Here is a 13958-nt window from a genome sequence, read left to right on the forward strand (position 1 = left end):
GGCCGCACCCCTCCAGGGGTGCGGCCCACGGCCGTACGGGTCCACACCGGGGTCAGCGGACCTCGGTGATCTCCGGACCGCGCTCCAGCTGGCCCATGCCGCCGCCGAAGCGGGAGCCTTCGTGCTCCTCGGTGGTCTGCACGCCGTCCGGCACCATCTGCGCGTCGTTGGGCAGCTTCAGGACGATCGGGTCGCGCGGGGCCATCGGGCCCTCACCGCGGACCACGACGGTGTCCAGGAAGATCCGCTCCAGCACGCCCGCCGACTCGGGACGCACCGCGCCCTGGCCGGAAATGACACCGCGCAGGAACCAGCGCGGGCCGTCCACACCGACGAAGCGGACCAGCTGGGCGCCGGTCTGCCCGTCCGGGAGCGGAACGGGCACCTGAGCGCGCAGCTCCCAGCCCAGCGGACCCTCGACCTCGTCGATGATGCCGCCCTGCTTGGTGATGCCCTCGGCGATCTCCTCGCGGACCTCGCCCCAGATGCCCTCCTTGCGGGGGGCGGCGAAGGCCTGCAGCTGCACGGCGCTGTCCCCGAGCACCACGGTCGCGGCGACGATCGCGTCACCGGCGACCTCGACGCGCAGCTCCATGCCCTCGACACCCGGTACGAGGATGCCGCCGAGGTCGACCCGGCCGTCCTCGGGGTTGCCGGGGACCTCCGAGACGTCCCACGGGCCGTCGGGCCGCGGGGCCGGGGGCAGGTTCACCCTGCGCGGCTGTTCCTCGTCGGTCTCCTGGGCGCCGTCCTGCTCATCGGCGCCGACGCCGTCGACGACCTGCTCGGCCGCGCCGCCGTCCTTGACGGAGTCGTTCTTCTTGCGACGTCCGAACACGTCACTGTCCTTCCCGGTCGGATACGACCGAAGCGTAGCCATTCCCACCCTGCTGACCAGCGCCGGATCCGGCCACGGCCGCATGACCACCGGTGGAGCCGAAACCCCCCTCGGCCCGCGCCGAGTCGGGAAGTTCCGCCACCTCGTGGAAGCGCACCTTCTCGACCCGCTGGACAACCAGCTGGGCAATGCGGTCGAAACGCTCGAACCGGACGCTCTCGCGAGGGTCGAGATTGACCACGATCACCTTGATCTCCCCACGGTACCCGGCATCCACCGTCCCGGGGGCATTCACGAGCGCGAGCCCGCAGCGTGCGGCCAGGCCGGAGCGCGGGTGCACGAACGCCGCGTACCCGTCGGGCAGCGCGATGGAGACTCCGGTGGGCAGTACGGCCCGCTCTCCGGGCTCCAGCTCGGCGGCCACGGTGGTCACCAGATCGCAGCCGGCGTCGCCGGGGTGCCCGTAGGCCGGGATCGGCACGTCCGGGTCGACGCGCCTGATCAGGACGTCGACGCCGCCGCGGGCGCTGTTGTTGTCAGACATCAGGGGTTCACCTCGAAGGCGCGTGCGCGCCTGACCTGGTCCGGGTCGGCCATCGCCGCCCGGATCTCCTCGGGCCGTCCGTTGTCGATGAAGTGGTCGACCTTCACCTCGATGAAGAGGGCGTCCGCGCGCAGTGCGACGGGCCCCTGCGGACCGCCTATTCGACCGACCGCGCTGGAGTAGATCTTCCGGCCGGCCACGGCGGTGACCTCGGCCTCCAGGTACAGCACGGTGTCCACGGGCACGGGCCGGACGAAGTCCGTCTCCAGCCTGCCGGTGACGGCGATGACGCGCAGCAGCCAGTTCAGGGATCCGAGGGTCTCGTCGAGCGCGGTGGCGAGGACGCCGCCGTGGGCGAGGCCCGGCGCGCCCTGGTGGGCGGGCTTGACGGTGAACTCGGCGCTGACGCGCACGCCCTCTCCCGCGCGGGCCTCCAGGTGCAGTCCGTGCGGCTGGCCGTCGCCGCAGCCGAAGCAGTGCTCGTAGTGCGCACCGAGGAGCTCGCCGGGTGCCGGGGCATCGGGGTGCCTCACCGGCGCGGTGGCATCGGCCGGGGGCGTCAACGCTGTGTTTCGTCCACTCACAGCCGCAGACCTTACCCGCGCGGCTACCCGCCGGTCGCCCCGTGGGAGGCTTGGAGGCATGCAGCTCTCCCCCGCGCACCACGACGAACGTCTGACCGCCCCCCGTTCCTGGTGGGGCATCGCCGCACTGGCCGGTCTCGCGTGCGCGCTGATGCTGCTGCCGCTGGGCACGATGCCGCTGCTGGCCGGGCTGATCGGCGGCACCGCGCTGACGGGGCTGCTGGTGAGTTCGTACGGATCCCAGCGCGTGCGCGTGGTGGGTGGCGCGCTGGCCGCGGGCGACGCCCGGATCCCGGTGGCGGCGCTGGGCGACCCGGAGGTCCTGGATCCCGAGGAGACCCGCGCCTGGCGGACGCACAAGGCCGATACCCGCGCCTTCATGCTGATGCGCAGCTACGTGCCGACGGCGGTCCGCGTCGAGGTCACCGACCCGGCGGACCCGACCCCGTACGTCTACGTCTCCACGCGCGAGCCCCAGGCCCTGGCGGCGGCCATCCGCGCCGCGCAGGCCGAGGCCTGACGCGAGGATCAGGCCAGCGGGTCGACGACGCGGCCCTCGACCGCGGCCCTGACGACCCCGGGAAGGCCCTCGGCGGGCCGCTCGAGGGGCGGGAGCGGGGGCAGCGCGTTCCAGGCCACGGCGCGGGCCCGCAGGTCCGTACGCACCTTCTCGGCGAGTTTGCGGGTGTCGCGGCGGTTCATGACCGCGCCGACGGCCGCGCCGACCATGAAGGGCATCAGGTTCGGCAGGTTGCGGAACATCCGCTTCATGATCTGCTGGCGCAGTTCGCGCTTCATCTGACCGCCCAGCGCCGCGTTCAGCGTCGTCGGCTTGGTCAGGTCCACCCCGCGCTCCTCCGTCCACGACATGAGGTAGGCGGAGCTGCGCTCCTTGAGGTTCCCGGGCGGGCGCAGGCCGTAGACCTCGTGGAGCTCGGCGACGAGCTTCAGCTCGATCGCGGCGACCGCGGTGATCTCGGCGGCCAGTTCGGCCGGGATGGCGGGCGGCACCGGCAGCATGGCGGCCGCGCCGATCCCCGCGCCGACGGTGGACGTCGCGTTGGCGGCGCCGGCGATCAGTTTGCCCGCGAGCTGGTCGGGCCCGAGGCCCGGGAACTGCGCGCGCAGGGTCGCGAGGTCCCGAACCGGAACGCGCGGTGCGTTCTCGATGACCCGGTCGGCGAGGTGAAGGGCGGCGGCCCTGGCACTTTCGCCGCCCTTGCGCACACCGTTCTTGACGGCTTGCAGCCGACGGACCCCGGAGGCGTACCGGGATCCCTCGTCGGCCCCTGGGGCCGACGGCACCGCCTGGGCGGTGTCGGGGAGCACGGCGGGTACGCCGGGGGCTCCAGGGCCCGTTTCCAGGCCTTTGGCTCCCGCCTGCGTCTCCGCCGGATCACCAGTCTTCCGAAAGCGGTGCTTGCGGAAGGGTGTCGAGCCGGTCACGGCCGACGCCTCTCAGTCACATTCGCGGCAGATCGGCTGACCGTTCTTCTCGCGTGCCAGCTGGCTGCGGTGGTGCACCAGGAAGCAGCTCGTGCAGGTGAACTCGTCGGCCTGCTTGGGCAGGACCCGAACGGCCAGTTCCTCGTTGGAGAGGTCCGCGCCGGGCAGGTCGAGGCCCTCCGCGTTGTCGATCTCGTCCAGGTCGACGTTCGAGGACGACTTCTCGTTGCGACGCGCCTTCAGCTCTTCGATGCTGTCGTTGTCTACGTCGTCGTCGGTCTTGCGCGGGGTGTCGTAGTCCGTTGCCATAGTTCGCTCTCCCCCTCTGGGATTTAGCGGGTGTCTCAGCGCAGGTAACGCGCGAGAGGCCGGACTTGTGCCCGACCTGAGGCGGAGATTTTGCCTCACATCAAGGTCTGTTACTCAATCGACACCCAGCCGCACATCAGAAGCAGCGATTGGCTGGGATGACGACCGGGACCGTACACGGTCCGGGGGCCGTCTTGCACAAACGCCACCCCATGTATTTCCCGCCGCTAGGGGGGCCGGAAACCCGGACTTCCCGGGCTTTCCGGCCCCCAACAGGTCACTGAACGCATACGGTTCGACACCCGACACTGTGATCGATCGCACAGAAGTCACTGTCTTCATCACCCAAGCATTCAGCCAGCAGCGAACATAGGGTGAGCGGAGTCACAAGGGCAGGGTGACACGCATCACGAGGCCACCGCCCTCGCGCGGGACCGCCTGGATCCTCCCGCCGTGCGCGCGCGCCACGGAGCGCGCGATGGAGAGGCCGAGCCCGACACCCTTGTCGCTGCCCGTTCGCTCCGTACGCAGCCGTCTGAAGGGCTCGAACAGGTTGTCCACCTCGTACGCGGGAACCACGGGACCCGTGTTCGATACCGACAGGACCGCATGGCCGTGCACGGCTTCGGTGGTGACCTCCACCCAGCCGCCCTCCGGGACGTTGTAGCGGACGGCGTTCTGCACGAGGTTCAGCGCGATCCGCTCCAGCAGGACGCCGTTGCCCTGGACGACGGCCAGCGCGCGCTCGCCGCGGATCTCCACGCCCTTGGCATGGGCCTCGCCCCGCGCCTGGTCGATGGCGCGCGAGGCCACCTCCGCCAGGTCCACGGGCTTGCGCTCGACGATCTGGTTGTCGCTGCGGGCCAGCAGCAGCAGGCCCTCCACCAGCTGCTCGCTGCGCTCGTTGGTGGCGAGCAGCGTCTTGCCCAGCTGTTGCAGCTCCACCGGCGCCCCCGGATCGGAGAGGTGCACCTCCAGCAGCGTCCGGTTGATGGCCAGGGGCGTTCTCAGCTCGTGCGAGGCGTTGGCCACGAACCGTTGCTGGGCGGTGAAGGCCCGCTCCAGCCGGTCGAGCATCTCGTCGAAGGTGTCGGCGAGCTCCTTGAGCTCGTCGTCCGGACCATCCAGCTCGATCCGCCGGGTCAGGTCGGAACCGACCACCCGGCGGGCGGTCCGGGTGATCTTGCCGAGCGGCGAGAGCACCCGTCCGGCCATCGCGTAGCCGAAGGCGAAGGCGATGATGCTCAGACCCATCAGGGCCATGAGCGAGCGGCTCAGCAGGTCGTCCAGCGCCAGCTTGCGCTGCTCGAGGACGCACTGCGCGATCGCGGCGTTGAACTGGTCGGCCGTCCGGGCGCCGGTGCCCACGCCGGGGCAGTTGGGGCTGACGATCTGGACGTCGCCCTGGCCGCCCGTGATCCTGAATACGGCGTTGCCCTCCTTGAGCGCCTGCGCCGCCAGCAGGTAGATGATCGACAGCAGCAGGATGCCGGCGATCAGGAACATCCCGCCGTACAGCAGCGTGAGGCGTATCCGGATGGTCGGGCGCAGCCAAGGGAAAGGACCCTCGGGCTGGCCGGGGTCCCAGGTCGGTTTCGGTGGCGCCGCTGGTGGCACCGGGGTCGTTGCCATCCGCGTCAGATCCGGTAGCCGGAACCCGGGACGGTCACGATGACCGGCGGCTCGCCCAGTTTGCGCCGCAGCGTCATCACCGTCACGCGCACCACGTTGGTGAACGGGTCGGTGTTCTCGTCCCACGCCTTCTCCAGGAGCTGCTCGGCGGACACGACGGTGCCCTCGCTGCGCATGAGGACCTCCAGCACCGCGAACTCCTTCGGCGCCAGCTGCACCTCCTTGCCTTCGCGGAAGACCTCGCGCCGGTTCGGGTCCAGCTTGATCCCGGCGCGCTCCAGCACGGGGGGCAGCGCCACGGTGGTGCGGCGCCCGAGCGCCCGTACCCGGGCGGTCAGCTCCGTGAACGCGAAGGGCTTGGGCAGGTAGTCGTCCGCCCCGAGCTCCAGGCCCTCGACCCGGTCGCTCACGTCGCCGGAGGCCGTCAGCATGAGCACGCGCGTGGGCATGCCGAGCTCGACGATCTTCCGGCAGACGTCGTCACCGTGCACGAGCGGGAGGTCCCGGTCGAGCACGACCACGTCGTAGTCGTTCACTCCGACGCGCTCCAGGGCGGCGGCGCCGTCGTACACGACGTCCACGGCCATGGCCTCCCGACGCAGTCCGGTGGCAACCGCATCGGCGAGCAGCTGCTCGTCTTCGACGACGAGTACGCGCACGTCGTTTCCTTCCTCAGTGCCCGTCAGGGCAGGCGTGTGGGGTGCGTCGACCATCCTGCCCCTTTCGGCCGTAAACCGGCTGTAAGACGCCACACGGGGCTACGCGAGGGACGGAAGTGAGGATTCCCTCGCCTCACGAGGTTTCTGGGACCAGGGCACCGGGGAGGACGAGAACACACCCCGAACACTCCCTGACGGCGGTTTGCCACGCGCCGCCGCCGACCCACGAAGAGGGGGCGAACCCCATGGACGCATTCACCGCGGGACTCCTGCAGCGCATCAGGAGCACGCAGTCGGACCTCAGGCAGGCCCGCGAGACGGGCGACGACTTCCTCGTGGAAGTGGAACAGGCGGAGCTGGAAGACCTCCAGCGCCTCGCCGCCGAGCACGGAGTACCGCTCTCGGTACCCGTCTCCGTCCCCGCCTGCTGACCACCCGGCCGACCGCTCGCCGGTAGGCCCACCCACCCAGGCCCCTCGAACCCCGGCAGCCGCCACCCGGCCGCCGGGGTTCCTTCACGTGCTCCCCCGCGCTCCGCCCGCGGCTCCGGCCGCGGCCGGCTCAGTCGTGCCAGGCCCCGGCCTCCTCCAGCAGCGGCTGGAGCGAGGCGAACACCGCCGGGCCGGCTGCCAGGGTCAGTTCCAGCGAGGCGCGCTGCCCCGGCCGGCCCCCGGTCAGGGCGCCCGCTTCCCGGGCGATGAGGTCCCCCGCCGCCAGGTCCCACGGGTTGAGCCCGCGCTCGAAGTGTCCGTCGAGGCGGCCGGCGGCGACGTCGCACAGGTCCAGCGCCGCCGAGCCGCCGCGCCGGATGTCCCGCACGAGCGGGATGATCCGCTGGATGACGTCGGCCTGGTGGGCCCGTCGCGACTGCACGTACGCGAACCCGGTGCTGATCAGCGCCTGGTCCAGGGGCGCCGCCGGACGGCACGCGAGCCGGGTCGCGCCCATCCACGCACCGCGCCCGAGCACCGCGTGGTAGGTCTCCGCGCGCATCGGCGCGGCCACCACGCCGACGACGGCCTCCCCGAGGTACTCGGCCGCGATGGACACGCCCCAGTTCGGCAGCCCGTAGAGGTAGTTCACGGTGCCGTCGAGCGGGTCGATGATCCAGCGCACGCCGCTCGTCCCGGCCGTGTCGGAACCCTCCTCGCCCAGCAGCCCGTCCTCGGGGCGCCGCTCCCCGAGGATCCCGGTGATCAGCTTCTCCGCCGCGAGGTCCATCTCGGTGACCACGTCGATCGGGCTCGACTTGGTCGCCGCGACGGCCAGATCGGCCGGCCGGCCGTCCCGCAGCAGCGCGCCGGCCCGGCCCGCGGCCTCCAGGGCCACGTCCAGCAGCTCGGTCTTCAGTTGTTCGGAAATCCCTGACGTCACAGCCGGTCCCACTCCCTACGCGTACGGACTGTCCACACCCGCGGCCGCCGGCCGGGGCCCCCGTGCCGGGCAGCAGCCCACGGCACACAGATCATGACTCGCTCCCAGGAGCCCGAGCGCGCAGCGCTCCACGGCCTCGCCGCGTTCCGCCGCCGCCCGCTCCAGCAGGAGGTCCCGGACGGCCGCAGCGAACCGGGGGTCCGCGCCGACCGTCGCCGAGCGGGCGACGGGCAGCCCCAGTTCGGCGGCCTTCGCCGTCGCCTCCGTGTCGAGGTCGTAGAGGACCTCCATGTGGTCCGAGACGAAGCCGATCGGCACCATGACGACCGCCGGGGCGCCCGCCCCGTGCAGGGCCTCCAGGTGGTCGCAGACGTCCGGCTCCAGCCACGGGACGTGCGGGGCGCCGCTGCGCGACTGGTAGACGAGCTCCCAGGGCAGCTCGGCGCCGGTCTCGGCCCGGACGGCGTCGGCGACCAGCTTCGCGACGTCCAGGTGCTGCTTGACGTAGGCACCGCCCTCGCCGTCGCCGGTGTGGTCCGCCGCCGGACCCGAGGTGTCCGCGGCCGCGATCGGGATGGAGTGGGTGGTGAAGGCCAGCCGGGCGCCGGAGCGGACCTCGGCGGGCAGCGACTCCAGCGCCGCGAGCACGCCGTCGACCACGGGCCGCACGAAGCCGGGGTGGTTGAAGTAGTGGCGCAGCTTGTCGACCTTCGGCAGGTCCGCCTCGGCCACCCCGTCCTCGACGAGCAGCGCGAGCGCGTCGGCGAGGTTCTCGCGGTACTGCCGGCAGCCCGAGTACGAGGCGTACGCGCTGGTCGCCAGGACGGCGATGCGGCGGCGGCCGTCGGCGGCCATCTCGCGCATCACGTCGTTCAGGTACGGGGCCCAGTTGCGGTTGCCCCAGTAGACCGGCAGGTCCAGCCCGTGCTCCGCGAAGTCCTTGCGCAGCGCGTCCAGCAGCTCGCGGTTCTGCCCGTTGATGGGACTGACCCCGCCGAAGCCGAAGTAGTGCTTGCCGACCTCCTTGAGCCGCTCGCGCGGGATGCCCCGCCCGCGCGTGACGTTCTCCAGGAACGGCACGACGTCTTCGGGCCCTTCGGGACCGCCGAAGGACAGCAGCAGGAGGGCGTCGTAAGGGGCGGCGGGGCCTTCGGCCGAGCCGGGAGCGGAGGCGCGGAGCTGGTCAGACATGGTTCAAATCCTGCCACCCGGGGCCGTCGGCCGGGAAACGGGCCCGGCGCCACCACCCCGGCAGCGCAGGTAAGGTCACCCTTACTTTCTTTGGTTCCTCCCCATGCGGGCGCCTGGTGCGCGGTCTTAACCTGTATGGGCCAACGACGTCCCTTACGGAGGGCACCTTGCCCAGTCCCTACCGCGCGATATTCGCCGCACCGGGAAGCCGGTCGTTCAGCGCCGCCGGCCTCCTGGGACGGCTCCCGCTGTCGATGGTCGGCGTCGGCATCCTCACGATGATCTCCGAGCTCACCGGCCGGTACTCGCTGGCCGGCGCGCTCACCGCCACCCTCGCGCTCTCCGCCGCCGTCATCGGCCCCCAGGTCTCCCGCCTGGTCGACCAGTACGGCCAGCGGCGCGTGCTGCGCCCGGCGACCCTGCTGGCGGTCCTCGCCGTCTCCGGCCTGCTGCTCTGCACGGCCAACCACGCGCCCGACTGGACCCTGTTCCTCTTCTCCGCGCTCGCCGGCTGCGTACCGAGCGTCGGCTCGATGATCCGCGCCCGGTGGACGGCCATCTACCGGGACTCCCCGCGCGAACTGCACACGGCGTACTCCCTGGAGTCGGTCCTCGACGAGGTCTGCTTCATCTTCGGCCCGATCCTCGCCATCGGGCTGTCCACCACCTGGTTCCCCGAGGCCGGCCCGCTGGTCGCCGGGGCCTGTCTGCTGGTGGGCGTCTGGTGGCTGACCGCGCAGCGCGCCACCGAACCGGCCCCGCACCCCCGCGGCGCGGACACCGACCGCACCTCGGCGCTGCGCTCCCCCGGACTCCAGGTGCTGATGGCCACCTTCGTGGCCACCGGGGCGATTTTCGGCTCCATCGACGTGGTCACCCTGGCCTTCGCCGAGGAGCAGGGCCACAAGGCCGCCGCCAGCTTCATCCTCGCCGTCTGGGCCGTCGGATCCTGCCTCGCCGGCATCGTCTTCGGCCTGCTCCACCTCAAGGGCAAGGCCGAACGCAGGTGGGTGCTGGGCATCTGTGCGATGGCCGTGAGTATGATCCCCCTCCTACTGGCCGGGAACCTTCCATTTCTGGCCGTGGCGCTCTTCGTCTCGGGCCTCGCCATCGCTCCCACGATGATCACCACGATGGCCCTGATCGAGGCGCACGTACCACGCGCGAAGCTGACCGAGGGCATGACCTGGATCAGCACCGGCCTCGCGGTCGGGGTCGCGCTCGGGTCCTCCGTGGCCGGCTGGGTCATCGACGCCGCCGGTGCGAAGACCGGGTACGTCGTCTCCATCTCGGCGGGGACCGCGGCGGCGGCGGTGGCGTTCGCGGGATATCGCCGGCTGACGAGGTCGGCGCAAGGGGAGGAGCCTTCTAGCGATGGCGACGACGGGGACAGCAGACAAGAGCGGGACACGGACCGACGCGTGGCATAACTGGGCGGGCAACGTCAGCGCCACGCCCACGCGCGTGGTGACCCCGGCATCGGTCGGGGAACTCCAGGAGGCGGTCCGCCGGGCCGCCGGGGACGGGCTGAAGGTGAAGGCCGTCGGCACCGGCCACTCCTTCACCGCGGCCGCGGCGACCGACGGCGTGCTCCTGCGCCCGCAGGCCCTGGCCGGGATCCAGGCGATCGACCGGACCGCCGGCACCGTCACGGTGGCGGCGGGCACGGTCCTGAAGGACCTCAACGTGGCCCTCGCCAAGGAGGGCCTGTCGCTCACGAACATGGGCGACATCATGGAGCAGACGGTCTCCGGGGCGACCAGCACCGGAACCCACGGCACCGGCCGCGACTCGGCCTCCATCGCCGCCCAGATCCGCGGTCTGGAGCTGGTCACGGCGGACGGGAGGCTGCTGAACTGTTCGGAGAAGGAGAATCCGGAGGTCTTCGCGGCGGCGCGCCTGGGCATCGGGGCGCTCGGCATCGTCACCTCGATCACCTTCGCGGTGGAGCCGGTCTTCTTCCTGACCGCCCGTGAGGAGCCCATGGGCTTCGACCGGGTGATGGCCGAGTTCGACCAGCACCACGCGGAGAACGAGCACTTCGAGTTCTACTGGTTCCCGCACACCGGCAACTGCAACACCAAGCGGAACAACCGCAGCCTGGGCCCGGCCGCCCCGCCCGGAGCGGTCAGGGCCTGGGTCGATGACGAGCTGCTGTCCAACGGCGTCTTCCAGGCCGCCAACTCCCTGGGCCGCGCCGTCCCCGCGGTCATCCCCGGCATCGCCCGGATCGCCAGCCGCGCGCTGTCGGCGCGCACGTACACGGACATCCCGTACAAGGTGTTCACCAGCCCGCGCCGGGTCCGGTTCGTGGAGATGGAGTACGCCCTTCCGCGCGAGCGCGTGGTCGAGGCGCTGCGGGAGCTCAAGGCCATGGTCGACCGCTCCGACCTGCGGATCAGCTTCCCCGTGGAGGTGCGGACGGCTCCGGCGGACGACATCACCCTGTCGACGGCCTCGGGGCGCGAGAGCGCGTACATCGCGGTGCACATGTACAAGGGCACCCCCTACCAGGGCTACTTCACGGCCGCCGAGCGCATCTTCACGGCGCACGGCGGGCGGCCGCACTGGGGCAAGGTGCACACGCGGGACGCGGAGTACTTCGCCCGGGTGTACCCGCGCTTCGGCGAGTTCACCGCGCTCCGGGACCGGCTGGACCCGGACCGGGTGTTCGGCAACGACTACCTGCGGCGGGTCCTGGGCGACTGAACCCGGGCGGCCGGGGCCGGTCCCGGGTCCCGGCCGCTTCAGGGAGTCTGCGAGCCCTGCCCCGAGCCGGAGTCCGCTCCGCCGACGGAGCCGGAGCCGGAGCCGGTGCCGGAGCCGGAGCCGGAGCCCGCGCCGCCGGGCGTCGCGTTGCCGCTGCTCCGCGACGGGGTCGGCGTCGGGGTGGGCGTCGGGTCCTGCTTCGACGGGCTCGTCCCCGGGCCCGGGGACGCGTCCGGGGACGGGGAGGAGGACGGATCGGGCGCGCCCGGGCTCCGGCCGCCGTCGGAGCGTGAGGGGCTCGGGGAGTTCCCGGTCTCCGGGGCCGTCCCGCCCTTGCCCTTCTCGTCGGTGCCGCCCTCGGGCGCGGCGGGCTTGTCGCGGCCCGCCTTCTGCGTGCCGACGGAGAAGAGGGTCCCGCCGCCCTTGCTGACGGAGGTGCCGGCGATCGCCTCGTAGGTCCCGAGGCCGCCGACCGCGAGGGCGAACACCAGGCCGGAGACGGCCGCCGTGCGCTTCCAGCCCCGGACCCGGCTGCCGTGCACGGTGGCCTCGCCGAACTCCTCCGAGAGCCCGGCCGGGGGCGGTGACGCCGGAAGGGGCACCTCGCGCAGCACCATCGTGCCGTCGGGCGCCCGTTCCCCGACCGGCTCCTCGTGCGCCCCGCGCACCGGCACCTGACGGGCCTTCGGGCAGGCGCTCTCGCGCAGCTGGTCGCCGGTGCGCCGGAAGAAGTGCTGGATGACGGGCCCGCCCGCCGTGGCCACCACGCTCACCACACCGGCGCCGAGGATGGTCCCGTAGACGCCCATCGTCGAGGCGAGCAGGGCCGCCGCGACGGTGGCGAGGGAGGAACCCGCGACCTGAGCCGCACTCAGGTCGAGCTTCCTCTTCGGCTCCTGGTCCGGCTCGTGCGTCGTCCCGCCGGCCCGCGTCGTCTTCTGACCCATCGCCATCCCCTACGTGTCCTGCCTCTCGCGCTCCGCCTCTTCCTCCAGTGAATGACCGATGAGCGAAACAGATAGTTCCATTTCCGGAGATTCTGTGAAGCAGGACACCCCAAAACGGACACACGCCCCGGTCCGTCCGGATCTGGACCCGTTCCAGGGCAGCCCAACTCCCGCCGTCCGGGACAAGTTCGGCGGCGCGGCGGTCCACCCAGGTGGCCCGAATGGAGTACTGTGGCGAGCCCTGGGGCCGTCCTTCCTTATCGATGTCCGGACCCGGGAGAGGGGGCCGGCTGATGGAACAACGGCACTCGAGACCAGCGATGCCGCGGTGTTGCACGGGATTCTGCTGCGCACAGTAACCATTCGGTCACTGTGCGTGCCCAACAGGTAACCGTGCCATAACAGCGATCAAGGGCGCATGCCCGACACGCCGGTTTAACTCGGCAAGGTAGTGGCAGGCTGCACCCGGGCAGGCCACACTCGACTAGCGGAAGCAGCGACGCACGTGACGTCGGCAGGCACCACCCGGGAGGTTCCCATGCCCGAACTGCGTGTCGTGGCCGTCTCAAATGACGGCACACGACTGGTGCTCAAGGCTGCGGACAGCACGGAGTACACGCTTCCGATCGACGAGCGTCTACGGGCTGCCGTGCGCAATGACCGTGCGCGCCTGAACCAGATCGAGATCGAGGTGGAGAGCCACCTCCGCCCCCGCGACATCCAGGCCCGCATACGAGCCGGAGCCTCCGCGGAGGAGGTCGCTCAGCTCGCCGGCATCCCCGTCGACCGGGTGCGCCGTTTCGAGGGCCCCGTGCTCGCGGAGCGCGCGTTCATGGCCGAGCGGGCCCGCAAGACCCCCGTGCGCCGGCCGGGCGAGAACACCGGACCCCAGCTCGGCGAGGCCGTGCAGGAACGGCTGACGCTGCGCGGGGCCGAGAAGGAATCCGTCCAGTGGGACTCCTGGCGCCGCGACGACGGCACGTGGGAAGTCCTCCTGGTGTACCGGGTCGCGAGCGAGCCGCACGCGGCGAGCTGGACGTACGACCCGCCGCGCCGGCTGGTCGTGGCCGTCGACGACGAAGCCCGCTCCCTGATCGGCGAGTCGGACGACCTGCCCGCGACGCCCGAGCCGAGCTTCCCGTTCGTGCCGAGGATCGCCCGGCTGCCCCGGGACCGGCCGCTGGACCGTGCGCTCGACCGCCAGCTGGAACGCCCGGTCGCCCCGGCCCCGCCGCCCCCTCCGGAGCCGGAGGAGGAACGGGACACCCTGACGAGCCTGCTGGAGGCGGTACCGAGCTTCCGCGGCGACCTCGTGGTCCCGGAGCCGGTGGAGGAACCGGAGCCGGAGGAGCCGGCGGCGGCGTCGGCCTCGGCGGCCGGCGCGGGCGCCGCGTACGCGGACGTCCTGATGCCGCGCACGGTGGCGGGCCACCGGGACCGCCTGACGGGCACCACGGACCGCCAGGCGGAAGCCGACGGGGTCCGGCCCGGCCGCCGGGCGGCGGTCCCGAGCTGGGACGAGATCGTCTTCGGCACCCGCCGCAAGAAGCAGGAGTAACCCGCCGCCGGGCGGACCGCCCGGACCGGCGCACCACGGGTCCGCCCGGAGGCGGCCGCGGCGGGCGGCCCCCGGCGGCGGCGGAGGGGCGCCGGGCGGGGTATTCGGGCGCCCCCCGCCCCCGGGCGGCGGCCGCCGCCGCGCCGCGCCGGGCGGGCGCCCGGGCG

15 protein-coding genes are annotated in these 13958 nt (G+C 72.2%); 5 read left to right on the forward strand and 10 right to left on the reverse strand.

From position 1 onward, the window contains the following. Window positions 1-52 precede the first annotated feature (52 nt). Genes ACWF9Z_RS33285 through ACWF9Z_RS33295 form a run of 3 tightly spaced genes read right to left on the reverse strand, consistent with a single transcriptional unit; the run spans window position 53 to window position 1966 of the window. On the reverse strand, window positions 53-838 hold the full coding sequence (locus tag ACWF9Z_RS33285) for a DUF3710 domain-containing protein (RefSeq protein WP_453608711.1): 786 nt from the start codon (window positions 836-838) through the stop codon (window positions 53-55). 1 nt (window position 839) lies between these two features. Further along, window positions 840-1382 carry a dUTP diphosphatase gene (dut, locus tag ACWF9Z_RS33290; protein ID WP_453608713.1) on the reverse strand — a complete coding sequence of 181 codons (543 nt, stop codon included), beginning with the start codon at window positions 1380-1382 and terminating at the stop codon, window positions 840-842. Next, a complete protein-coding gene (locus ACWF9Z_RS33295; protein WP_453608716.1) occupies window positions 1382-1966 on the reverse strand; it encodes a PaaI family thioesterase in 585 nt (194 codons plus the stop codon). Before ACWF9Z_RS33295 ends, dut begins: the two co-directional genes overlap by 1 nt. A gap of 58 nt (window positions 1967-2024) precedes the next feature. On the opposite strand from ACWF9Z_RS33295, the gene ACWF9Z_RS33300 reads away from it, so the two are divergent. Beyond that, entirely contained in the window at window positions 2025-2486 is a 462-nt protein-coding gene (locus ACWF9Z_RS33300; RefSeq protein ID WP_453608717.1) for a DUF3093 domain-containing protein, read from the forward strand. Window positions 2487-2494: 8 nt separating this feature from the next. Here the strand turns inward: ACWF9Z_RS33300 and ACWF9Z_RS33305 are convergent, their stop codons facing one another. The 4 genes from ACWF9Z_RS33305 to ACWF9Z_RS33320 form a co-directional block, all read right to left on the reverse strand. Then, window positions 2495-3412 (reverse strand): hypothetical protein, encoded by a 918-nt coding sequence (locus ACWF9Z_RS33305; protein WP_453608720.1) that lies wholly within the window; start codon window positions 3410-3412, stop codon window positions 2495-2497. Between the two features lie 12 nt (window positions 3413-3424). Beyond that, window positions 3425-3721, reverse strand: coding sequence for a DUF4193 domain-containing protein (locus ACWF9Z_RS33310; RefSeq protein ID WP_112451146.1), 297 nt, complete (start codon window positions 3719-3721; stop codon window positions 3425-3427). Between the two features lie 384 nt (window positions 3722-4105). Beyond that, on the reverse strand, window positions 4106-5353 hold the full coding sequence (locus tag ACWF9Z_RS33315; protein WP_453608723.1) for a sensor histidine kinase: 1248 nt from the start codon (window positions 5351-5353) through the stop codon (window positions 4106-4108). A 5-nt stretch (window positions 5354-5358) separates the two neighbouring features. After that, window positions 5359-6012, reverse strand: a complete 654-nt coding sequence (locus ACWF9Z_RS33320; RefSeq protein ID WP_030008767.1) for a response regulator transcription factor — start codon at window positions 6010-6012, stop codon at window positions 5359-5361. 245 nt (window positions 6013-6257) lie between these two features. Here ACWF9Z_RS33320 and ACWF9Z_RS33325 point away from each other — a divergent pair, with 245 nt between their 5' ends. After that, complete coding sequence (locus ACWF9Z_RS33325; RefSeq protein WP_356658646.1) at window positions 6258-6443, forward strand: hypothetical protein; 186 nt, start codon at window positions 6258-6260, stop codon at window positions 6441-6443. 130 nt (window positions 6444-6573) lie between these two features. Here ACWF9Z_RS33325 and ACWF9Z_RS33330 read toward each other — a convergent pair whose 3' ends face one another. Together ACWF9Z_RS33330 and ACWF9Z_RS33335 are read right to left on the reverse strand one after the other, a co-directional pair. Next, window positions 6574-7386, reverse strand: a complete 813-nt coding sequence (locus tag ACWF9Z_RS33330) for an inositol monophosphatase family protein (protein ID WP_453608728.1) — start codon at window positions 7384-7386, stop codon at window positions 6574-6576. Window positions 7387-7401: 15 nt separating this feature from the next. Next, window positions 7402-8577: a ferrochelatase gene (locus ACWF9Z_RS33335; RefSeq protein WP_453608731.1), complete on the reverse strand. Its 1176-nt coding sequence runs from the start codon at window positions 8575-8577 to the stop codon at window positions 7402-7404. 167 nt (window positions 8578-8744) lie between these two features. Here ACWF9Z_RS33335 and ACWF9Z_RS33340 point away from each other — a divergent pair, with 167 nt between their 5' ends. Together ACWF9Z_RS33340 and ACWF9Z_RS33345 are read left to right on the forward strand one after the other, a co-directional pair. Further along, window positions 8745-10007, forward strand: coding sequence for an MFS transporter (locus ACWF9Z_RS33340; RefSeq protein WP_453608733.1), 1263 nt, complete (start codon window positions 8745-8747; stop codon window positions 10005-10007). Next, window positions 9952-11286: a D-arabinono-1,4-lactone oxidase gene (locus tag ACWF9Z_RS33345; protein ID WP_453608736.1), complete on the forward strand. Its 1335-nt coding sequence runs from the start codon at window positions 9952-9954 to the stop codon at window positions 11284-11286. Before ACWF9Z_RS33340 ends, ACWF9Z_RS33345 begins: the two co-directional genes overlap by 56 nt. Window positions 11287-11324: 38 nt before the next feature. Here the strand turns inward: ACWF9Z_RS33345 and ACWF9Z_RS33350 are convergent, their stop codons facing one another. Next, complete coding sequence (locus ACWF9Z_RS33350) at window positions 11325-12233, reverse strand: hypothetical protein (RefSeq protein ID WP_453608738.1); 909 nt, start codon at window positions 12231-12233, stop codon at window positions 11325-11327. A 538-nt stretch (window positions 12234-12771) separates the two neighbouring features. On the opposite strand from ACWF9Z_RS33350, the gene sepH reads away from it, so the two are divergent. Next, window positions 12772-13791 carry a septation protein SepH gene (gene sepH, locus ACWF9Z_RS33355; RefSeq protein ID WP_453608741.1) on the forward strand — a complete coding sequence of 340 codons (1020 nt, stop codon included), beginning with the start codon at window positions 12772-12774 and terminating at the stop codon, window positions 13789-13791. Window positions 13792-13958: the final 167 nt, after the last annotated feature.

The sequence above is a fragment of the Streptomyces sp. NPDC054961 genome, assembly GCF_053609145.1.